Raw genomic sequence first — 21,599 nt, forward strand, 5'->3', positions numbered from 1 at the left:
TCCGAACCACTCCCGGAGGACGTTTTCCATGGCCACCAGCAGTCAGAAATTCATCGCCCGCAACCGCGCGCCGCGCGTGCAGATCGAGTACGACGTCGAGTTGTACGGCGCCGAGAAGAAGGTGCAGCTGCCCTTCGTGATGGGCGTGCTGTCGGACCTCTCGGGCAAGCCGGCCGATCCGCTCGCGCCCGTGGCCGAGCGCAAGTTCCTCGACATCGACGTGGACAACTTCGACGCCCGCATGAAGTCGATGAAGCCGCGGGTGGCCTTCGCCGTGCCGAACACGCTGACTGGCGAGGGCAACCTGTCGGTGGACATCACCTTCGAGTCGATGGACGACTTCTCGCCCGCCGCCGTGGCCCGCAAGGTCGATGCGCTCAACCAGCTGCTGCAGGCGCGCCAGCAGCTCTCCAACCTCATCACCTACATGGACGGCAAGACCGGTGCCGAGGAACTGCTGGCCCAGGTCATCAAGGACCCGGCGCTGCTGCAGGCACTGGCCTCCAGTGCCAAGCCGACCGCCTGACCCAGGAGCTGCCCGACATGGCCAATACCGATACCCAGACCCAAACCCCCGCGCTCGCCGGCGTGGAATACCAGGGCAACGACTTTGCCGCGCTGCTCGACAAGGAATTCAAGCCCAAGAGCGACGACGTGCGCTCGGCCGTCGAGCAGGCGGTGCAGACGCTGGCGCAGCAGGCGCTGGCCCAGACCGCGCTGATCGACGGCGACGTGCTGCGCTCGATCGAGGCGATGATCGCCGCGCTCGATACCAAGCTCAGCGAGCAGGTCAACCTGATCCTGCACCAGGCCGAGTTCCAGAAGCTCGAGAGCGCCTGGCGCGGCCTGCACCACCTCGTCAACAACACCGAAACCGACGAGATGCTGAAGATCCGCGTCATGAACATCTCCAAGCAGGAGCTGCACAAGACGCTCAAGCGCTACAAGGGCACGTCCTGGGACCAGAGCCCGGTGTTCAAGAAGGTCTACGAGGAGGAGTACGGCCAGTTCGGTGGCGAGCCCTTCGGCTGCCTCGTCGGCGACTACTACTTCGACCACACGCCGCCGGACGTGGAACTGCTGGGCGAGATGGCCAAGGTCGCCGCGTCCGCGCACGCGCCCTTCATCGCGGCCGCCGGTCCGGCGCTGATGCAGATGGAGTCCTGGCAGGAACTCGCCAACCCGCGCGACCTGACCAAGATCTTCACGACGCCGCAGTACGCCGCGTGGCGCTCGCTGCGGGAGTCCGACGACGCCCGCTACATCGGTCTGGCCATGCCGCGCTTCCTGGCCCGCCAGCCCTACGGCGCAAAAACCAACCCGGTCGAAGACTTCAACTTCGAGGAAGACACCGCCGGCGCCGACCACAGCAAGTACGCCTGGGCCAACGCCGCCTACGCGATGGCGACCAACATCAACCGCTCGTTCAAGCTCTATGGCTGGTGTTCGCGCATCCGCGGCATCGAGTCGGGCGGCGCGGTCGAGGGTCTGCCGACCCACACCTTCCCGACCGACGATGGCGGCGTGGACATGAAGTGCCCGACCGAGATCGCCATCAGCGACCGGCGCGAGGCGGAGCTGGCCAAGAACGGCTTCATGCCGCTGGTGCACCGCAAGAACTCGGACTTCGCCGCGTTCATCGGCGCGCAGTCGCTGCAGAAACCGGCTGAATACGACGACCCGGACGCCACCGCCAACGCCAACCTCGCCGCGCGGCTGCCCTACCTCTTCGCCACCTGCCGCTTCGCCCACTACCTGAAGTGCATCGTGCGCGACAAGGTGGGGTCGTTCAAGGAACGCGACGACATGGCCAAGTGGCTCAACGCCTGGATCATGAACTACGTCGATGGCGACCCGGCCAACTCCTCCGAGGTCACCAAGGCCGAGAAGCCGCTGGCCGCCGCCGAGGTGGTCGTCGAGGAAATCCCCGGCAACCCCGGCTACTACTCGTCCAAGTTTTTCCTGCGCCCGCACTACCAGCTCGAAGGGCTGACGGTGTCGCTGCGCCTCGTCTCCAAGCTGCCGTCCCAGAAGCAGGCCTGAATCTGTAGTCACCCCCCCCCCAGACCACCCCGCAAAGGATTCTCACCATGGCAATCGATACACACATCAAGTTCGACGGCGTCGATGGCGAAGCCACTCACAAGGACCACAAGGGACAGATCGAAGTGCTGTCCTGGAGCTGGGGCGCGGCCAATGGCTCGGCGCTGTCCGGTGGCGGCTCCGGCAAGGGCAAGGGCGAAGGCCACCCCTTCAATTTTGTCCACCTCTACGACAAGGCCTCGCCGGTGCTGGCCAAGCACTGCGCACAGGGCAAGCACTTCGCCACCGTGGTCATCGTCGCCCGCAAGGCCGGCGAGGGGCAGAAGGACTTCTTCAAGATCACGATGAAGGAGGCCCTGATCAACCACATCGCCCCGGCGGGTTCCTCGGGCGGCGACATCACCGAGTCGGTGTCCATGACCTACAAGGACATCGAGTTCTCCTACAAGCCGCAGGACGACAAGGGCGCCCTCGGCGGCGAGGTGAAGTTCGGCTGGAACCTGGCGACGACCGAGACGCGCTGAGTCCCGCGGCTGCACCGTGAGCACCGACAGCTACCTCCACATCCAGACCAAGCGCGCCGGCAAGGTCAAGGGCGAGTGCGTGGCGCCCGGCCATGCCGACGACATTGCCGTGCGTTCCTGGTCCTGGGGCGTCTCGGCGCCGACGGCGATGGGCTCGGTGCAGGCGACCGCGCGGCGCTCGTACAAGAACCTCACCTTCGTCAAGGGCACCGACACCGCCAGCACCGCGCTGCTGAGTGCGCTGGTCACCAACGACGAGGTCAAGGAAGCGAGCCTGATGATGCGCAAGGCGGGGGAGGGCCAGCAGGACTTCCTGCGCCTGACCCTGAAGAACGCCCGCATCACCGCGGTGGACATCGACAGCAGCGAGGACGGCGATGTCTTCGAGCGGGTGTCCATCGCCTTCACCAAGGTCGAGATCGAGTATTCCCCGCAGCAGCGCACCGGTCAGCGCGGCGCGGCCTACGTCTTCAACGACGACGTCTGATTTCCTGATCCCTCTGAATCTCCTGAACCCGAACCGGGTATGACCGCATGACGACCCACCCCACTTCTTCGTCCACGCCCACGGCCACGGCCGAACAGTTGCTCGCCGCGGGCGAACTGTCGGCCACCTTGATGGCGCTGCAGCAGCAGGTGCGCAAGCAGCCCGGCGATGTCCGGCTGCGGACCTTCCTGTTCCAGTTGCTGGCCGTGCTGGAGCAGTGGGAACGGGCGGCGAGCCAGCTCAAGCTCTGCGGCGAACTGGACGCCGGCACGCTGGCGATGGTCAGCACCTACCGCGAGGCCCTGCAGTGCGAGGCGGTGCGCCAGGCGGTGATGACCGGGCGCACCACGCCGATGGTGTTCGGCGAGCCGGCACCCTGGATCGGTCTGCTGACCGAGGCGCTGGCGGTCGAGGCCAAGGGTGAGGTGGCGGCGGCTGCGGCCCTGCGCCGGCAGGCGCTGGAGGAGGCTCCGACCACCGCCGGCACGCTCAACGGCACACCCTTCGAGTGGATCGCCGATGCCGACTCGCGGCTCGGCCCGGTGCTGGAGGTGGTGCTGCGCGGGCGCTACGGCTGGCTGCCGCTGTCGCAGGTGAGCCGCATCGTGGTGGAGCCGCCCGCCGACCTGCGCGATCTGGTGTGGATGCCGGCCCACCTGTTCCTGCCCAACGGCGGCGAGTCGGTGGCGCTGATCCCGACCCGCTACACCGGCCCCGACCTCGGCGCCTATGTCGACACCGTGCACAACGACGCGCTGCTGCTGGCGCGCCGCACCGACTGGCATGCGCTGGCGCCCGAGCAGGCGCCGGAGCAGTACCGCGGCTCCGGCCAGCGCGTGCTGACCAGCAGCGGGCCGGAGCTGGGCCTGCTCGACGTCCGGGAACTCGTGCTGCATCTCCCGCCGGCCGAGGCGGCCTGAGCAGCATGGCCGCGCAGATCCAGGACAGGCTGCAACCGGCCCTGCTGGATCGGCTGATCGACCACGAGCGCGCGGTGACGTCCGACGCCGACGCGGCCCGGGTCATGAACAAGGGCCAGCTGCGCAGCGCCGTGCTGCGTGACCTGGCGTGGCTGCTCAACGCCGTGCAGCCGATCTCCGCGGAAGACGCGCGCCAGCACCCGCAGGCCGCGCAGTCGGTGCTGAACTTCGGCCTCCCACCCATGGCCGGACAGCTCGCCTCGCGCGTGGACGTGCCGACGCTGGAGCGGATGATGCGCCAGGCCATCCAGCGCTTCGAGCCGCGCATCCTGGCCTCGACGCTGACGGTGAAGGCGCTCGAATTCAGCTCGGTGCTGGACACGCACAACGTCATCGAGTTCGAGATCCGCGGCCACCTGTGGGCGCAGCCCGTGCCGCTGGAGCTGCTGCTGCGCACGCGGCTGGACCTGGAGGCGGGCCAGATCGAGGTGCGCGAGACCGGGCGCAGCGTGCTGGCCTCGGTGCCCGCCGCCGGCGGTGGTTCGGGAGGGCGGGCCTGATGGACCCGGGCCTGCTGCGCCGCTACAACGAGGAGCTGGCCCACCTGCGCGAGGTCGGCGCCGAGTTCGCGCGCGAGTTCCCCAAGATCGCCGGGCGGCTGACGATGGACGGCGTCGAGGTGGCCGATCCCTATGTGGAGCGGCTGCTCGAAGGCTTCGCGTTCATGGCCGCGCGCATCCAGCTCAAGATCGACAGCGAGTACCCGCGCCTCGTCGGCCACCTGCTGGAGACGGTGTATCCGAACTTCGTGGCGCCCGTGCCGAGCATGGCGATCGTGCGGCTGCAGCCGGACCTGCTCGACCCCGGCCTGACCAAGGGCTTCACGGTGCCCCGCGGCACGGCGCTGCACAGCGAGGCGGTGCGCGGCCAGAACACCCGCTGCGAATTCCGCACCGCGCACGCGGTGACGCTCTGGCCGCTGGAGATCACCGCGGTCCAGTACTTCACCCATGCGCCTGATCTGCCCGTCAACCGGCTGCCGGTCGGGCGGCAGGTGCGCGGCGGGCTGCGCATTCGGCTGCGCAGCCATGGCGTGGCGCTGAACCAGTTGCCGCTGGCGTCGCTGGCCTTCTACCTGAGCGCGGCCGACGAGACGGCGCTGCGGCTGCACGAGCTGGTCACGGGGCAGGCGCTGGGGAGCTGGGTCGTGGGCGCCGCGGGGCCGACCGGCGCGTCCGTTGATCCGCGGGCGCAATGGCGCGGTGCAGCCTCGGTGCGCGCACTTGGTTTCGACGATGACGAGGCCTTGCTGCCCGAAACGTTGCGCGGCTTCTCCGGCCACCGGCTGCTGCAGGAGTTCGCGGCACTGCCGCAGCGGCTGCTGTGCTTCGCGCTGGAGGACCTGGAGTCGCGGCTGGCGCAGGTGAACGGCCACGAGGCCGAGCTGGTGGTCCTGTTCGGCCGGGCGGATCCGACGCTGGAGGCGGTGGTCGACCGCGAGGCGCTGTCGCTGTTCTGCACCCCCGCCATCAATCTCTTCCGCAAGCGCCTGGACCGCATCGCCATCACCCCCGCGACCTGGGAGCACCACGTCGTGCCCGACCGGACGCGGCCGATGGACTTCGAGGTCTACGCCATCGACAGCGTCACCGGCCACGGCAGCGGCGCGCTGGCGCAGCAGACCTTCCTGCCGCTCTACGCGGCCTTTCACACCGAGGCGGCGCAGCACAGCGCCTACTACACCGTGCGCCGCGAGCCGCGCGTCTGGTCCGAGCGCCAGCGCCAGCAGGGCCCGCGCACCGCCTTTGTCGGCACCGAGTGTTTCCTGTCGCTGGTCGATGCCCATCAGGCGCCCTGTGCCGAGGACCTGCGCCAGCTCTCCGTGACCGCCTGGGTGACCAACCGCGATCTGCCGGTGCTGCTGCCCGGCGCGGCGCAGACGGCGGTGGCCAGCGGCAGCGACGCGGCGGGCCGGGCAGGGCGCTGGACGCTGGAGGCCCCCGGTCCGGTGCAGCGGGTCGAGACCCTGCGCGGGCCGACGCGGCCGGTGCAACGGCTGCCACGCGGCAACATCGGCTGGTCGCTGGTCAGCCTGCTGAGCCTGGACCACCTGACGATCGCCGGTGAGGATCCGCGCCGCGCCGCGGCAGCGCTGCGCAGCCTGCTGCTGCTGTTCGGCAACGAGGCCGACACCGGCTGGCGGCGCTGGGTGGAAGGGCTGCTGTCGGTCGAGGCGCGGGCGGTGACCCGGCGGCTGCCGTTTGCCGGGCCGCTGACCTTTGGCAGCGGGGTGGCGGTGACGGTGGAGGTGGACGAGCTGGCCTTCCAGGGCGGCAGCGCCTTCCTCTTCGGCAGTGTGCTGGAGCGCTTTTTCGCCCGCCACGCCGCCATCAACAGCTTCACGGAAACGACGCTGCGCTCGACCACCCGCGGCGAGTTGATGCGCTGGCCGCCGCGCTGTGGCGTGGCGCCGCTGCTGTGAGACCGACATGAGCGCGGACAGGATCCCGGCGGACGCGCAGCAGCAGGCGCTGTGGGAGGCGCTGCAGCGCGCACCCTGGGCGCACGATTTTTTCCACACGCTGCGCCGGCTGGAGGCGCTGCACCCGGGGGCGCCGCGGCTGGGCGAGGCGCTGCGTCCCGGGGTCGAGCCGGTGCGCCTGGGGCAGGACATCGAGCTGGACTTTGCGCCGGCCGGGCTGTCCTCGCTGGAGACGGGCGCCGGGCCGGTGCCGCGGCTGGGTGTGCGGTTTTTCGGGCTGTTCGGGCCGATGGGGCCGATGCCGACGCACCTGACCGAGTTCGTGCGCGACCGGCTGCGCCAGCACGGCGACCCGACGCTGGCCCGCTTCGCCGACGTCTTCCACCACCGGGCGCTGCTGCTGTTCTACCGCGCCTGGGCGCAGGCGCAGCCGGTGGTCCAGCGCGACCGGCCGGCGGACGACGACTTCGCGCGCTGGTCCGGCGCCTTCATCGGGCTGGGCTCGCCCACGCGGCCGTCGGTGGCCGAGTTCGTGCCCGACGACGCCCGCCGCCACCACATCGCCCACCTGATGCGCGGCCCGCGCAACGCCGAAGGGCTGGAAAAGCTGCTGACCAGCCACTTCCGCGTGCCGGTGCGGGTGCAGCCGCACATCGGCCACTGGATGGCACTGCGCCGCGAGGACCGCACGCGGCTGGTGTCGATCTGGGAGGCTGGTCAGCGCAACCGGCTGGGCGTCGATGTCGTCGCTGGCAGCCGGGTGTGGGACCGGCAGTACCGCTTCCGCATCCGCCTCGGCCCGCTCTCGCTGGCGGACTACGAGCGCTTCCTGCCTGGCGCATCGGCGCTGCTGGCGCTGCGCGAGTGGGTGCGGCAGTTCGTCGGGCGCGCGCTGGTGTGGGATGTGCAGCCGGTGCTGCGCGGCGCCGAGGTGCCCGCATTGCGGCTGGGCACCCACCACGCCGGCCACCGCACGCGGCTCGGCCTGAGCACCTGGCTGGGTCGGCGCAGCCCGCATCCCGACCGGGCTGACCGGCTCGTCAAACCAGAACGCCCTGAACGCCCCTGAACGATCCACGGGAGAACCGCATGTCCGAAATCAGCCGTGCCGCCCTGTTCGGCAAGCTCCATCCGCTGCCCTACAAGGCCATCGAAGGCGCCACCGTGTTCTGCAAGCTGCGGGGCAATCCCTATGTCGAGCTGGAGCACTGGCTGGCCCAGCTCCTCAACGCCCCCGACAGCGACCTGCACCGCATCATTCGCCACTTCGGCCTCGACACCGCCCGCCTGGCCTCCGACCTGACCACGGCGCTCGACCGTCTGCCACGCGGCGCCACCACCATCTCCGACCTGAACGAGGCCATCGCCGACACGGTCGAGCGCGCCTGGGTCTACGCGACGCTGAAGTTCGGCACCCAGCAGGTGCGCACCGGCCACCTGCTGTTTGCGCTGCTCAAGACCGACCGGCTGTTCAAGCGGCTGCAACTGATCAGCCGGCAGTTCGACCGGGTGGACGCCAATGTGCTCGCCCGCGACCTGGCCGCGATCACCGCCGGCTCGCCGGAAGAGACCCTGTCGTCGGCCGATACGCCAGACGCCGCGCCCGGCGAGGCCAGCGGCGCCATCGCTCCGGCCGCGATGGGCAAGCAGGAGGCGCTGAAGAAGTACGCCGTCAACCTGACCGAGAAAGCGCGCGCGGGCGAGCTGGACCCGGTGACCGGGCGCGACGAGGAGATCCGCCAGATCGTCGACATCCTGATGCGCCGCCGCCAGAACAACCCGATCCTCACCGGCGAGGCCGGCGTGGGCAAGACGGCGGTGGTCGAGGGCTTCGCGCAGCGGCTGGTGCAGGGCGATGTGCCGCCGCAGTTGAAGGAGGTGGAACTGCATGTGCTCGACATCGGCTTGCTGCAGGCCGGCGCCAGCATGAAGGGCGAGTTCGAGAGCCGGCTGCGCAGCGTGATCGACGAGGTGCAGGCCTCGGCCAAACCCATCATCCTGTTCATCGACGAGGCCCACACGCTGGTCGGCGCAGGTGGCGCGGCGGGCACGGGCGACGCGGCCAATCTGCTGAAACCCGCCCTGGCCCGCGGCAAGCTGCGCACCATCGCCGCGACCACCTGGGCCGAATACAAGAAGCACATCGAGAAGGACCCCGCGCTGACCCGGCGCTTCCAGGTCGTGCAGGTGCCCGAGCCGGACGAGGCCAAGGCCATCCACATGCTGCGCGGCGTGGCGACCGTGCTGGAGAAGCACCACCGCGTCGTGCTGCTCGACGAGGCGATCGAGGCGGCCGTGCGGCTGTCGCACCGCTACATCCCGGCGCGGCAGTTGCCGGACAAGGCGGTGAGCCTGCTCGACACGGCGTGCGCGCGCGTGGCCGTGAGCCTGCACGCGACGCCGCCCGCGCTGGAGGACAGCCAGCGGCGGCTGGAGGCGCTGACGGTGGAGCGCGGCTTGATCGCGCGCGAGGCGGCGATCGGGGTGGTGGTGGCGGACCGGCAGGGGCGGGTGGACGCGGCCATCGCCGCCGAGGAGGTCCGGCAGACCGAGCTGAAGACCCGCTACGACCACGAGAAGACGCTGGTCGACCGCCTGCTGGTGCTGCGGGCCCGGCTGCGCGCCCAGCCGGGCGATGCGCAGACCGATCCGCCTGCACCGCTGACCGACGCCGAGCGCGCCGACGCGCTGGCCGAGTTGCAGGCGCTGCAGACCGAACTCGCCGCGCACCAGGGCGACGCGCCGCTGATCCTGCCGACCGTCGACGAGCAGGCGGTGGCGGCGGTGGTGCAGGACTGGACCGGCATCCCCGTCGGGCGCATGGTCAAGAACGAGGTGCAGGCGGTGCTCGAACTCGCCGACACGCTCAACCAGCGCGTCATCGGCCAGAAGCACGCGCTGGAGATGATCGCCCGGCGCATCCAGACCTCGCGTGCCCGGCTCGACAACCCGAACAAGCCGATCGGCGTCTTCCTGCTCGCCGGCACCTCGGGCGTGGGCAAGACCGAGACGGCGCTGGCGCTGGCCGAGTCGCTCTACGGCGGCGAGCAGAACGTCATCACCATCAACATGAGCGAATTCCAGGAGGCGCACACCGTCTCCACGCTCAAGGGCGCGCCACCCGGCTACGTCGGCTATGGCGAAGGCGGCGTGCTGACCGAGGCGGTGCGGCGGCGGCCGTACAGCGTGGTGCTGCTCGACGAGGTGGAAAAGGCGCACCCGGACGTGCACGAACTCTTCTTCCAGGTCTTCGACAAGGGCTGGATGGAGGACGGGGAAGGGCGCGACATCGACTTCCGCAACACCATCATCCTGCTGACCAGCAACGTCGGCAGCGATCTGATCATGGGCCTGTGCCAGGACCCGGACCTGATGCCCGAGCCCGAGGCCATCGCGCAGGCGCTGCGCGAGCCGCTGCTGAAGGTCTTCCCCGCGGCGCTGCTGGGGCGGCTGGTGACGATTCCCTACTACCCGCTGTCCGACGAGATGATGGGCCAGATCGTGCGGCTGCAACTCGGCCGCATCCGCAAGCGCATCGAGGCGAACCACGGCATCCCGTTCGAGTACGGCGACGACGTGGTGCAACTCGTGGTCTCGCGGTGTGCCGAGGCCGAGTCGGGCGGACGGGTGATCGACGCGATTCTGACCAACACCGTGTTGCCGCGGATCTCGGTCGAGTACCTGACGCGACTGACCGAAGGACGTGCACTCGCGCGGGTGCGACTGGAGGTCCGGAACGGGGACTTCACCTACGTTTTCGACAGCCCTGAGGCAGGCTGAACGATGGCCACCGGACGCGTCCCGGCCGATGGCCGCATCGTCGGCGTGTCTCCGGCCTCGACCGGCATGCCCACGGCATCGCCGACGGCGGGGCGTCCGGGGTCGAAGAAGCGGTATGTCAACCAGGTCGGCAGCGACGGCTGGTTGAGAACGCGTGACGAGGCGACCGGGAGCTTCCTCTTCCTGACCAAGTACACCGCCGTGTCGATGATCGATGCCAGGGAGGGTCGAACGACGTTCAAGGTGCTGGACGGGCCGCACCGCCACCGGGTGCTGAGCCTGACCGATGCCAACGCCCGCAGCCATCTCGGGCTGATGGCTCCCGACCCGACACCGGCGCAGATCACGGTCACCTACGGGGCCTACACGCCGGGCTGGGTGTCCGTGGCCCGGGGGGGCGAGCAGCTGGACCAGCAACTTGCAGTGCTCGATGTCGGGCGTCTGAGCGTGGCGGTGACGATGAACTCCGTCTGGGGAACGGGGTTCTTTCCGCTCCCGAAGGGGGTTTACGACGTGCTGCTGCCCGATGCCCCCCACAAGGCGGGCATGACCCGCTTCTATCGGGTGACCGAGCCGTCTCTGCATGCGGACCAGGTCTGGTTTCCGATCCGATTTGGCAACAACAGCCGCTACGTCCATGTCGGCAATGTGTCCGATGGTTGTGTGACGGTGCTCGACCTGGCCCGATGGGCCGATGTGCACGAGGCCCTGCTCCGCCACCGCAGCGCCGACGGACTGGGCGTGGGGCACCTCACCGTGCAGGGCACGCCCGGCCGGGTACGCTAGGCTGGCAAGGAAGAGGACGACCATGCGAACCACACTGATCGCCGCACTGACAGGTCTGTGGTGCATGGGTCTGGCACTGGCACGTGCGGTGCCGGCGCCCGCGCCCGCCCCGCCGTCGGAACAGACCAGTCGCCTGCTCACGCAGATCGCCGAACACCGTCGGCAAGCCACGAGCGAAGACCGGCAGGCTGCCCGACAACTGCAACGGGAAGGTGACCGCGCCTATCGCGAGGGCCGGTATGCCCGCGCCGAGCGGGCCTACGGGGATGCCTACCCCAACTGGCCCGACGGGCGAACGTACCTGTTGCATGCCGATGCCCATTGGCGGGCCGTCCGGCAAGTCGGTACCAGCGGTCCCGCTCCCGGGCCGGGGCAGTGCGCGATACCGAACACCCACTTCCCCGCCGATCTGGCGGGCAGCCTGACGCAGCATTACGCGGTCGGGCTGCACCTGCTCTGGCGGGACCGGGACGGACGGACTTCCGTGCTCTACCGCCGCGGCCGTGCACAGGCCGATTGCCTTGCAGCGCTGGCTGCGCATTACGAGACCTTGCCAGCGCAGACTTGCGTGGCGCCGGCCCGGCTGGCCGTGTGTCTGGGGGCTCCGCTGACCGTCGAGTGACTTTGGTCGCTTTACCGCACCGCGGTAGCGGCAGACGATGGCCCGGACGCCACGACGCTGCCATGCCAAGCCCACCCCCGATCGTCTTCAAGAGCCCGTTGCCTGCCGAGGATCTGCTGTTCGAATCGATGACGGCGACGGCGGGCCTCAGCCTGCTGGGCGAGATGCAGCTGCACCTGCTGAGCGACAAGCCCGACGTGTCGCCCGACGCGCTGCTGGGCCAGGTGGTGAGCGTGGAGATGATGCTGCGCGACGGCAGCCTGCGCCACTACAGCGGCCACTGCACCCGCTTCGGCATGGGCGCGCCGAGTGGCAAGCACTACGGCTACGCGATGACGGTGCGGCCCTGGCTGTGGTTCCTGACGCGCACCAGCGACTGCAGGATCTTCCAGGAACTGTCGGTGCCGGACATCGTCAAGCAGGTGTTCGCCGACCATTCGATCGCCCGGTTCGAGTTCAACCTCTACCGCAGCTATCCGCCCTGGGTCTACTGCGTTCAGTACCGCGAGAGCGACTTCAACTTCGTGGCGCGGCTGCTGGAGCAGGAGGGCATCTACTGGTTCTTCCGCCACGACGACAGCGGCCACACCCTGGTGCTGGTGGACGCGGCCGGCGCACACGACCCGGCGCCGGGCACCGAGCAGATCGACTACTACGACCAGCCCGGGCAGGCGCCGCCGGACCATGACCACGTCTGGAACTGGCAGGTCACGCACGGCGTGCAGACCGGCAAGGTGGTGCTGACCGACTACGACTTCGAGCGTCCTTCAGCCAGTCTGCTGACCCAGAAGGCCCACACGCGCAGCCATGTGCAAGGTGCGCACGAGCAGTTCGATTACCCCGGCGAATACGTCAAGACCGCCGAGGGCGAGCAGTACGCCGACACCCGCCTGGACGAGCAGCAGGTCCGGCACATCACCATCACCGCGGGCAGCAACGCGCAAGGTCTGAAGGACGGCTGCCGCTTCACGCTGCAGCGCCACCCGCGCGACGACCAGAACGCCGACCATCTGGTGGTCAGCACCCGCACCCATGTCCACCTGGACGCCTACGAATCCGGCAGCACCGGTGGCACCGAGGTGCGCAGCGAGTTCAGCGCCATCCCGCACGCCCAGCAGTTCCGCCCGCCGCGGACGACGCCCAAGCCCTTCGTGCAGGGGCCGCAGACGGCGGTGGTGGTCGGCCCGGGTGGCGAGGAGATCTACACCGACAAGTATGGCCGGGTGAAGGTGCAGTTCCACTGGGACCGCTACGGCAAGAAGAACGAGAAAAGCTCGTGCTGGATGCGGGTGTCGCATCCATGGGCGGGCAAGAACTTCGGCGTGGTCCACATCCCGCGCATGGGGCAGGAGGTGGTGGTCAGCTTCCTGGAGGGCGATCCGGACCAGCCGCTCATCACCGGCCGGGTCTACAATGCCGAGCAGATGCCGCCGTGGGACCTGCCGGCGAACATGACGCAGTCGGGGATCCTGACCCGCTCCAGCAAGGGCGGCGGCTACGGCAACGCCAATGCGATCCGCTTCGAAGACAAGAAGGGCAGCGAGCAGCTCTGGATCCACGCGGAGAAGAACCAGGACATCGAGGTCGAGAACGACGAGACGCACTGGGTCGGGCATGACCGCAAGAAGACGATCGACCACGACGAGACGACGCTGGTCAAGCACGACCGCACCGAGACGGTCGGCAACAACGAGACGATCACCATTGGCGTGAACCGCCGGGAGCAGGTCGGCAGCCACGAAACCATCGCCATCGGCATCAACCGCACCGAGACGGTGGGCGCGAACGAGACGATCACCATCGGCGCGAACCGCACGATCACGGTCGGCGCCAGCGAGACGGCGACCGTCGCGCTGCAACGCACGCACACCGTGGGGATCAACGAAACGATTGCGATCGGTGCCGCGCAGGAAATCGCGATCGGCGCGGCGCAGGTGGTGGCCATCGGCGCGATGCAGAGCGTGACGGTTGGTGCCAGTCAGTCCACGTCCGTCGGTGCGAGCCAGTCGATCAACGTCGGCGCCAGCCAGAGCACGGACGTCGGGTCGGCGCAGTCGACCAATGTCGGTGCGGACCGCAGCGTGACGGTGGGTGGTGCCCAGAGCACCAGCGTTGCCAAGGCCCGCAGCGCGAGCGTCGGCGAGGACGACGCGCTCAAGGTCGGCAAGAACCTCGTCATTGACGCGGGCGACTCGGTGACGATCAAGACCGGCAGCGCCAGCATCACGATGAAGAAGGACGGGACAATCACGATCAAGGGCAAGGACATCACGATCGATGGCTCGGGCAAGGTCAACGTCAAGGCGTCGAGCGACATCGTGATGAAGGGTTCGAAGATTCTTCAGAACTGATTCGACATTGAGACAGGACACGCGCCATGAGTGCATGTGATTCGCTGGAAATCGAGGCGGTGAAGGCGACGGCCAGCCCTGGACATCCCTTGCACGGTGTGTGGGTGGGCGAGTTGCTGGCGCTCACCGGAGACAGCAGCGAGACGGCACTGGTGCTGGTGCCGGAAGTCGATCCGCATGCCGTTCTGCGTGCCCGCACCACGGTCGATCTGCATGGCGCGCACATCGGGCGCTCGGTGACGCTGGTGTTCGAGCGCGGCGATGTGGCTAGGCCGATCGTCACCGGCGTGCTGCGCGGGCCGGGTGCCTGGCCGCTGCCTGATCCGCCGGCGCAGGTGGAGGTCGATGCCGATGGCCAGCGGCTGGTGGTGAATGCGGGTGAGCAACTGGTGCTGCGCTGCGGGCAGGCGAGCATCACGCTGACCAAGGCGGGCAAGGTGCTGATCCAGGGCACCTACGTGTCCAGCCGGTCCAGCGGGGTGAACCGCGTCAAGGGCGGCTCGGTCCAGATCAACTGACGCGACGGGCGCTTCCCATGGAACTGATCAATTCCACCCGCATGCTGGCCGGCTACAACATGGGGTTGGAGGCGAGCGGGCGTGAACTGCTGGTGGTGGTGATCAAGGGCACCTTCGTGCTGCCGAAACTCGACGAGGCGGTGCGGCTGCACGATGCGCAGGTGCCGCTGGTGATGGCCGACACGTTCACTGGGGCGCCGGGACTGTCTGCTCCCGTCCACGAGGTCGATTTCGCGCCGCGCAAACCTGCCTGCGACATCCTGCTCGTCGGCAGCGCCCATGCCCCCCAGGGGCGACCGACCGAGCGCACCGACGTGGTCCTGCGCGTCGGGCCGATGCTCAAGCGTTTCGATGTCGTTGGTGACCGCGTCTGGCAGGCGGGGCTCACAGGCATCCGGGTGTCCGATCCGGGGCCCTTCGTGCGCCAGCCGATCTCGTATGACGTGGCGTTCGGGGGCGTCGATCAGGCATCCGAGGATCCGGCGGACCATGACGCATACATGGCCAACCCGGTGGGTCGTGGCTTTCACCGGCATTTGAAAACCGACTGGGTGGATGGCCGGCCGCTGCCGAACACCGAGGCGATCGGGCAGCCGGTCCAGTGGCCGACCGAAGCGTATGCCCCGATGGCGTTTGGTCCACTGGGGCGGGGATGGTCTTCGCGTTCACAGTGGGCCGGTACCTATGACCAGCATTGGCGGGACGAGGTATTTCCATTTCTGCCCAGGGATTTCGACGAGCGCTATTTCCAGGCGGCGCCCGTGGACCAGCAGATGGGCCATGCCAGCGGACCGCTCGAGGTTGCGATGCGCCACCTGACACCCGATGGGCTGCGGCATTTCGTGCTGCCGTACTTCGATGCGCCGGTCCATGTATTCCCCAAGCAAGGTGAGCGCGAGGACTACAACGCGGTGCTCGACACCATCGTCTTCGAGCCCGACCACGAGCGTTTCACGATGACCTGGCGGGTCACCCGGCCGTTGCGGCGCAACCTGTTCGAGATCGGGCAGGTGCTGGTGGGCAAGAAGGGCCGGGACTGGTGGGCGCAGCGCGAGCAGGTTGCCTTCCCGATTCCGGTGGTGATGGTGCCCATGCCGCGAGAAGCTGCGCCCGAGGGGCAACCGGGATGAGCGTGATGCCGCTGGCCATCCGTCGTACCGGGCTGGTGACCTCGGTGGGACTGAGCGCGCCGGCGGCCTGTGCCGCGATCCGCGCCAAGCTGACCAACCCGAGCGAGACGCGCTTCATTGACTCGCACGGGGAATGGATCATGGCGCACCAGGTGCCGCTGGCGCAGCCCTGGCGCGGGCTGACCAAGCTGGTCAAGATGGCGGCGCTGGCCATTGACGAGGCGCTCGACGAGGTGCCCCGCGAGGAATGGGCCGACATCCCGCTGCTGCTGTGTATGGCGGAGCCGGACCGGCCAGGCCGGATGGACGGGCTGGATGACCGGTTGTTCACCGAGATCCAGGAAGCGTTGGGCGTGCGGTTCCGTGCGCAATCGGCTGTCGTTGCTCATGGCCGGGTAAGCGTGGCCGTGGCGCTGCTGAAAGCGCGAGCCCTGGTACATGAGCAAGGGGTGGCGCGGGTGCTGATCGCCGCCACCGACAGCCTGCTCACCTGGCCGACGCTGGGTCACTATGAACGCGAGTCTCGCCTGCTGGTGCCCGGTAACTCGAACGGGTTCATGCCGGGGGAGGGTGCCGGGGCCCTGCTGGTCAGTCGGCCGGCGGGTGCTGATGAACTGCTGGTCACTGGACTGGGCTTCGGGGTCGAGAAAGCGCACCTCACGTCGGACGAGCCCTTGCGCGCGGATGGCTTGTCGCAGGCCGTCAAGGCGGCGCTGGCGGATGCGGGGGTGCAGATGCACGACATGGACTTCCGCATCACCGATCTTTCGGGCGAACAGTACTACTTCAAGGAGGCGGCGCTGGCGCTGTCGCGCACCCTGCGCCAACGCAAGGAGGAGTTCGACCTCTGGCATCCCGCCGAATGCACCGGTGAGTCGGGCGCCGTGGCCGGGGTGTCGATCCTGGCGCTGGCGGATGCCGCTTGCCGCAAGCGCTACACGAAGGGACCAGCAATCGTTGCGCACATGGGTAACGACGCTGGCCAGCGCGCGGCGCTGACGCTGCACTGGCGGGGGCGCTGAAGTGGGCAATCAGGTCTACGCCAACGGCATGGAGGTGTCCTGCAAGGCCGCCGATGGCAAGTCGATCTGCGCGTTTCCCGACGTGTGCATGACCCCGCCGCAGTCACCGGCGACGCCGCCCGGGGTGCCGATTCCGTACCCCAACACCGGCTTCGCCTCGGACACGAGCGACGGCTCGACGACGGTGAAGATTTCCGGGCAAGAGGTAATGCTGAAGAACAAGAGTTATTTCAAGAAGAGCACGGGGGATGAGGCGGGGTGTGCGCCGATGAAGGGAGTTGTGACGCACAAGATCACGGGGAAGGTTTACTTCACGGCGTGGTCGATGGATGTGAAGGTGGAGGGGGAGAATGTTGTGCGGATGATGGACATGACTACGCACAACCACGGCTCAAGTCCAGGTAACACGATCCCATGGCTCTACACGGACGAGATGGATGTATCGCAGATTCCGACAGGGTGCAAAAAACAGGCAAATGAATTCAATACTGCGTGCAAGGGATGCGTAAAAAATCATCCAAACGGGGCGATGAACCTCGCTGGCACGAACAGTGCAATGTGTACAGATGCAGCCTGCAAGAAAGCTCGCGAATGCGTACTGACGCCGTACAACATGGGTTGTTGTGATGGCAAGACACCGCACCATGTGGTACCCAAGTCTCAGTTTAAATTGCGAGGTGCGAGCACTTACACGCTGCCTGCTGGTGGTAGCTATGACCCGGACCCCGCACCTTGTATCTGCGCTGAAGGGCATAGTCACTCGACTGGCAAGCACGGTGATATTCACACTGAAACAAATAATCTCACCGTCAATCATGAGTCAGTGACGGACAGTGTTTCAGAAACTGGTAAGTCAATCGACTCAAAGGCGCGCTGGACTGCCAGCGAGGCCGAAAAGGTCGGTGCCAAGGCCGTTGAGGAAACTACTGGCTGCAAGCCTGCCAAATGTATCGAAGATCAACTTCGCAAAGGCCATGAAAATATGGGAATTTCTGCAAATTCAAGTATTCGCCCTACGACGGCTGGATCTGTAACTGATCCCCCTGGGGGCGATTCAACTGGAATATGAATGATGTCAAATCACCAATCAAAATCACCTTTGGTGGGTCTTGTTATCAGGTCTGCTGTTGTGCGAATTCCTGGGACAGGTTACATCATTGCCTGCGATGTCAATAAGGAAAAAGATGACGTCCCGCATGCAATTGTGTTTCGATATGCCGCCGGTCAATTTAATGCAGGAAGTCGAAATTATAATGCTCACTCATTGTGCGTAATAGATAAGCCTGATATTGGTTATGTTGATATATCTGAACAAGGCTATTATTCCGTGACTTTACGCAGTGGCATGAAGAGTGGCGACATCTTGAAGCAAAGTCCCCAGTCTGGGACCAGGAAAAAGCGAACTGCAAGTTTTCGATCCGTTGCAGCAATTGATGGGAGGGCTTATGCAGTTGGACTTCGCGGGTTGGTCTATCGTTTTGATGACGTAGGTAGATGGACTTGCATTGATGAGGGGTTGCCTGAAACATTCAATATACAGGCGATCGATGGATTTGATTCCTCGGATATTTACGCGGTGGGGCGCCATGGCGGTCTCTGGCATTTTGATGGTTCGGGTTGGAGCGAGTGCGATCTGCCAACAGACATTAATCTTACTTGCGTAAAATGTGCAGGTGATGGGCAGGTCTATATCGGTGGTCACAAGGGGGTGCTCATAAGGGGTCGAGATAGTGCTTGGGCAGTTTTCGGGCAGCATGAAACTGAAGACGATATCTGGGATATCGAGTGGTTTTCCGGTTGTGTTTATGTTTCATCCATGAATATTGTTTACTGGATCAAGGACGGATCGTTGATGCCAGTCGATTTTGGTTCCGATCCGCCGAAGAGTTGCTATCAACTAAGTTCATCGAAAGATGTGATGTGGTCGAATGGGGAGTTTGATATCATGTCTTTCGATGGAAAAAAATGGGTGAGGGTTGTGTGATATTGCAAAATATAAACTGAAATCGGATAGAGGTCATTGCTCCGATGGACGCTGTTTTCTATCCCTATATGCCGACTGTCGTCGCTCAGCATATTGAAGAGTCGAGCCATTTGCGCCGTGTCCGTAGAACGCTTGTCAGATCGCCGCATGTGCAACTCCATCATCTTCAGCGCTGTGATGATCGCCTTCTTGCTAACATTGATGGACTTTTCATTGCTGGGCGCAGGGGGGTAGATATTGTCAACGAATCCCTTGAAGATCCCGGGGCGGAGGTGATATTCTTGTCGACGACAATGGCGCTGGAATTTCATGATGCAGCCCTTCTTGGTAACCTCTTCACCATTGCTGCAGTGGAGCCACAAGCCAATATTGGTATCCGGAGTGCGTTCGGTTGGGTCTCGGCTCCAGTATTGCAGGGTGTAATCCAAGATTTGCTGTGTGCAGCGCATGTACACCAGCGCGCTATCGGTTTGGCCGCTTGTGTGATGCATCGTGTCGATCCAGGCAGTGCGTTGGTGGAGGCGCTTGCGGCGATCGATGAGACATTACTCCCGCAGGCACTCCGGGTGGTAGGAGAAGCCGGACGTATTGATTTGCTTCCACATGTGTTGTCAGGGTGCCTGTCCAAGAATGGTGTGCTACGTTTCTGGGCAGCCCGATCAGTTTTGTTGCTCGGGAGTCAATCGCCGGTGGCACTGACAGTTTTACGTGGACTTGCCGAGGGCACAGGCCCGTCCAGCGATGCAGCCGCCGAGCTTGTCCTCAAAGCGCTGGACCTGCCCACGGCGCACCAGCACCTGCGCCACTGGGTCACCCTGACCAAGGCCGACACCCCCGCCGCGGCCCAAGCCAGACGCCGCCTCCTCCGCCGCTGCGGCATCACCGGCGATCCCCACCTCATCCCCTGGCTGATCGCCCAGATGACCGACCTGCGCCTGACCCGTCTGGCCGGCGAGGCGTTCTCGATGATCACGGGCGCCGACCTCGCCTGGCTGGACCTCGACCGCAAGCCGCCCGCCGGCGTCGACTTCGGCCCCAACGACGACCCCGAGGACGACAACGTCGCGATGGACGAGGACGACGGCCTGCCCTGGCCCGACCCCGACAAGGTCCAGGCGTGGTGGCAGGCGCAACAGCACCGCTTCCCCGCCGGCCAGCGCTTCTTCATCGGCGAGCCGCCAAGTCCCGCCCACGCGCTGAAAGTCCTGCGCGACGGCTACCAGCGCCAGCGCATCGCCGCCGCCCAGTGGGCCTGCATGCTCGCCCCCGGCACCCCGCTGTTCCCCACCGCCGCCCCCGCCTGGCGCCAGCAGCGCTGGCTGAAAGCGATGGGGTAGCGCCATGTGGCACGCCCTGTCGGCCCCCACCGTGCTGTCCGGCGTCGCCGCGCTGCTGTTCCTGCTCGCGGTGGTGGACAGCCTGCGCCACCGGAGGCTGACCATCGCCGCCCAGGTGCGGCTGGTGGTGGCGCTGGTGTTCGTGCTGGTCGTGCTCTGGCTGCGGTCGCCATCCCTGCGCTGACGCCCCGTCGTGACTTCCGAAGGCCATCGCATGCAACGACGCCAGATCCTGTCGCTCATCGGCTCCACCTAGCTGCTCCCGGCCTGTGGCGGTGGCAGTGTCGACCCGCCACCGCCAGTGGCCGCCTCACCGCCACCACCCGCCAGCCTCCTCGACCTCACCCACGTCACCCTGACCCTGCCCGTCAAGTCCGACGGCACCACCGGTGGCACCCCGGCCCGCACGCTCAAGGCCACCGAGCTGCTGCCATCCTCGGCTCAGCCACGGGGGTACGAATCCGAGTTCTTCCGGTCCACTCTTCTCAGCGACGCCGGCGATGCCAGCGCCGTGACGTTCTGGTGCCCGGTCACCGGCGCCCTGTCGAGCGGCACGACCGACAGCCCGCGCACCGAGTTCCGCCACCAGCTCCTGGCGGGTACCAATGACGGCTGGACCACCGGTGACGGCTCGCCCTTGGCGATGACGGTCGAGTGCATGCTGACGCAACTGCCGCCACTGCGCGGCATCGTCGTTGTCGCGCAGGTCCACGGGTTTCGCATCACCGATGCCAGCGGTGCGCTGGTCAACGCGCCGCCACTGCTTCTGGTGCTCGTGGAGCCGCTGGCCGCGGGCGGCTACCAGTTGCGCGCCAAGGTACGGCGCAGCGCCGACGACAGCCGCACCGGCTACGACAACTACGTGCTGAAAACCTTCTCCGTGCTGCAGACCTGGTTGACGCTCCAGATTTCGGTGCGCGACATGAAGGTCTGGGTCAACGAGGTCGGCATGCCGATCGACCCGAGCTGGCGCGACATCGGCCAGTACTACAAGGCGGGTGTCTACCTCGACGAGGTCGGCACCGACGCTGCCCATGGCGGCCTCTTGCTGATGCGGCAACTGGTGTTCCGGTAGGCGAGGGCGGTCATGCGCAGGACGCTGTTGACACTGGTGATGGTCTCGCCCCTGCTGGCGCTGGCAGGTGTGCCGAAACAGTGCCAGCTTGAGGTCAGCCAGTCCGCCCGCCTGGGGCAGGCGCAGCAGGCGTTCCGGCCAGGTGATCCGGGCGAGGCGGTGCGGCTCTGGGACGAGGTGCTCGATGGTAGCAACGGCGGGCCACCCTGCCGGACGGTGGAAATCGTCTGGCGCATCGGCGAGTTCCTGAAGGTCCAGAAAGAGGCCTCGCCCGAGATGGCGCTGCGTTACCTCAACCGTGGCATCGCGGCCCATGTGAAGGGCCTGCCGGGCGAGGACTGGTCGCTGGGCAAGGTGTTCAAGACGACGGGGCACTTTTTCCGGCGCCATGGCGACATGGCCAGTGCCTGCAAGAGCCTGAACGCGGCATGGCGCATCTTCAGCACGCAGACGGGGGCGACCACGGTGCGCGAGCAGACCCGCGCGGAGATGCTGCTGACCGGCTGTCCACCGCCGGCCATGCCCAGTCCGTGACGAT

21 protein-coding genes are annotated in these 21,599 nt (G+C 66.7%); all 21 read left to right on the top strand.

Annotated elements, in window-relative coordinates:
- The first annotated feature begins 28 nt into the window (after positions 1-28).
- Positions 29-526: a type VI secretion system contractile sheath small subunit gene (gene tssB / locus AABN02_RS13195; protein ID WP_338415388.1), complete on the top strand. Its 498-nt coding sequence runs from the start codon at positions 29-31 to the stop codon at positions 524-526.
- 17 nt (positions 527-543) lie between these two features.
- Positions 544-2,043 carry a type VI secretion system contractile sheath large subunit gene (tssC, locus tag AABN02_RS13200; protein ID WP_338415389.1) on the top strand — a complete coding sequence of 500 codons (1,500 nt, stop codon included), beginning with the start codon at positions 544-546 and terminating at the stop codon, positions 2,041-2,043.
- 47 nt (positions 2,044-2,090) lie between these two features.
- Positions 2,091-2,567: a type VI secretion system tube protein Hcp gene (locus AABN02_RS13205; protein ID WP_338415390.1), complete on the top strand. Its 477-nt coding sequence runs from the start codon at positions 2,091-2,093 to the stop codon at positions 2,565-2,567.
- Between the two features lie 16 nt (positions 2,568-2,583).
- A complete protein-coding gene (locus AABN02_RS13210; protein ID WP_338415391.1) occupies positions 2,584-3,054 on the top strand; it encodes a type VI secretion system tube protein Hcp in 471 nt (156 codons plus the stop codon).
- 47 nt (positions 3,055-3,101) lie between these two features.
- The gene (locus tag AABN02_RS13215; protein WP_338415392.1) at positions 3,102-3,974 is read left to right on the top strand and encodes a type VI secretion system accessory protein TagJ; all 873 of its coding nucleotides are present in this window, start codon (positions 3,102-3,104) and stop codon (positions 3,972-3,974) included.
- A gap of 5 nt (positions 3,975-3,979) precedes the next feature.
- Positions 3,980-4,534: a type VI secretion system baseplate subunit TssE gene (gene tssE, locus AABN02_RS13220; RefSeq protein ID WP_338415393.1), complete on the top strand. Its 555-nt coding sequence runs from the start codon at positions 3,980-3,982 to the stop codon at positions 4,532-4,534.
- On the top strand, positions 4,534-6,456 hold the full coding sequence (gene tssF, locus AABN02_RS13225; protein ID WP_338415394.1) for a type VI secretion system baseplate subunit TssF: 1,923 nt from the start codon (positions 4,534-4,536) through the stop codon (positions 6,454-6,456). Before tssE ends, tssF begins: the two co-directional genes overlap by 1 nt.
- 7 nt (positions 6,457-6,463) lie before the next feature.
- Positions 6,464-7,525 (top strand): type VI secretion system baseplate subunit TssG, encoded by a 1,062-nt coding sequence (tssG, locus tag AABN02_RS13230; RefSeq protein ID WP_338415395.1) that lies wholly within the window; start codon positions 6,464-6,466, stop codon positions 7,523-7,525.
- A 20-nt stretch (positions 7,526-7,545) separates the two neighbouring features.
- Positions 7,546-10,236 (top strand): type VI secretion system ATPase TssH, encoded by a 2,691-nt coding sequence (tssH, locus tag AABN02_RS13235; protein WP_338415396.1) that lies wholly within the window; start codon positions 7,546-7,548, stop codon positions 10,234-10,236.
- 3 nt (positions 10,237-10,239) lie between these two features.
- On the top strand, positions 10,240-11,022 hold the full coding sequence (locus tag AABN02_RS13240; RefSeq protein WP_338415397.1) for a hypothetical protein: 783 nt from the start codon (positions 10,240-10,242) through the stop codon (positions 11,020-11,022).
- Positions 11,023-11,044: 22 nt separating this feature from the next.
- Positions 11,045-11,644 (top strand): hypothetical protein, encoded by a 600-nt coding sequence (locus AABN02_RS13245; RefSeq protein WP_338415398.1) that lies wholly within the window; start codon positions 11,045-11,047, stop codon positions 11,642-11,644.
- A 62-nt stretch (positions 11,645-11,706) separates the two neighbouring features.
- Complete coding sequence (gene tssI / locus AABN02_RS13250; protein ID WP_338415399.1) at positions 11,707-13,995, top strand: type VI secretion system tip protein TssI/VgrG; 2,289 nt, start codon at positions 11,707-11,709, stop codon at positions 13,993-13,995.
- A gap of 26 nt (positions 13,996-14,021) precedes the next feature.
- Entirely contained in the window at positions 14,022-14,513 is a 492-nt protein-coding gene (locus tag AABN02_RS13255) for a DUF6484 domain-containing protein (protein WP_338415400.1), read from the top strand.
- Positions 14,514-14,530: 17 nt separating this feature from the next.
- Positions 14,531-15,643 carry a DUF2169 domain-containing protein gene (locus AABN02_RS13260; RefSeq protein ID WP_338415401.1) on the top strand — a complete coding sequence of 371 codons (1,113 nt, stop codon included), beginning with the start codon at positions 14,531-14,533 and terminating at the stop codon, positions 15,641-15,643.
- Entirely contained in the window at positions 15,640-16,665 is a 1,026-nt protein-coding gene (locus tag AABN02_RS13265) for a hypothetical protein (protein ID WP_338415402.1), read from the top strand. Before AABN02_RS13260 ends, AABN02_RS13265 begins: the two co-directional genes overlap by 4 nt.
- Position 16,666: 1 nt before the next feature.
- On the top strand, positions 16,667-17,734 hold the full coding sequence (locus AABN02_RS13270; protein WP_338415403.1) for a PAAR-like domain-containing protein: 1,068 nt from the start codon (positions 16,667-16,669) through the stop codon (positions 17,732-17,734).
- A gap of 3 nt (positions 17,735-17,737) precedes the next feature.
- Entirely contained in the window at positions 17,738-18,649 is a 912-nt protein-coding gene (locus AABN02_RS13275) for a hypothetical protein (RefSeq protein ID WP_338415404.1), read from the top strand.
- A gap of 68 nt (positions 18,650-18,717) precedes the next feature.
- Positions 18,718-19,986, top strand: a complete 1,269-nt coding sequence (locus AABN02_RS13280) for a TIGR02270 family protein (protein ID WP_338415429.1) — start codon at positions 18,718-18,720, stop codon at positions 19,984-19,986.
- 4 nt (positions 19,987-19,990) lie between these two features.
- A complete protein-coding gene (locus AABN02_RS13285; RefSeq protein ID WP_338415405.1) occupies positions 19,991-20,170 on the top strand; it encodes a hypothetical protein in 180 nt (59 codons plus the stop codon).
- 117 nt (positions 20,171-20,287) lie between these two features.
- Positions 20,288-21,061 carry a polysaccharide lyase family 7 protein gene (locus AABN02_RS13290; RefSeq protein WP_338415406.1) on the top strand — a complete coding sequence of 258 codons (774 nt, stop codon included), beginning with the start codon at positions 20,288-20,290 and terminating at the stop codon, positions 21,059-21,061.
- Positions 21,062-21,073: 12 nt separating this feature from the next.
- On the top strand, positions 21,074-21,595 hold the full coding sequence (locus AABN02_RS13295) for a hypothetical protein (protein ID WP_338415407.1): 522 nt from the start codon (positions 21,074-21,076) through the stop codon (positions 21,593-21,595).
- The last annotated feature ends 4 nt before the right edge of the window (positions 21,596-21,599 follow it).

This window comes from uncultured Sphaerotilus sp. (assembly GCF_963924895.1).
In the GTDB taxonomy this organism is placed as follows: domain Bacteria; phylum Pseudomonadota; class Gammaproteobacteria; order Burkholderiales; family Burkholderiaceae_C; genus Sphaerotilus.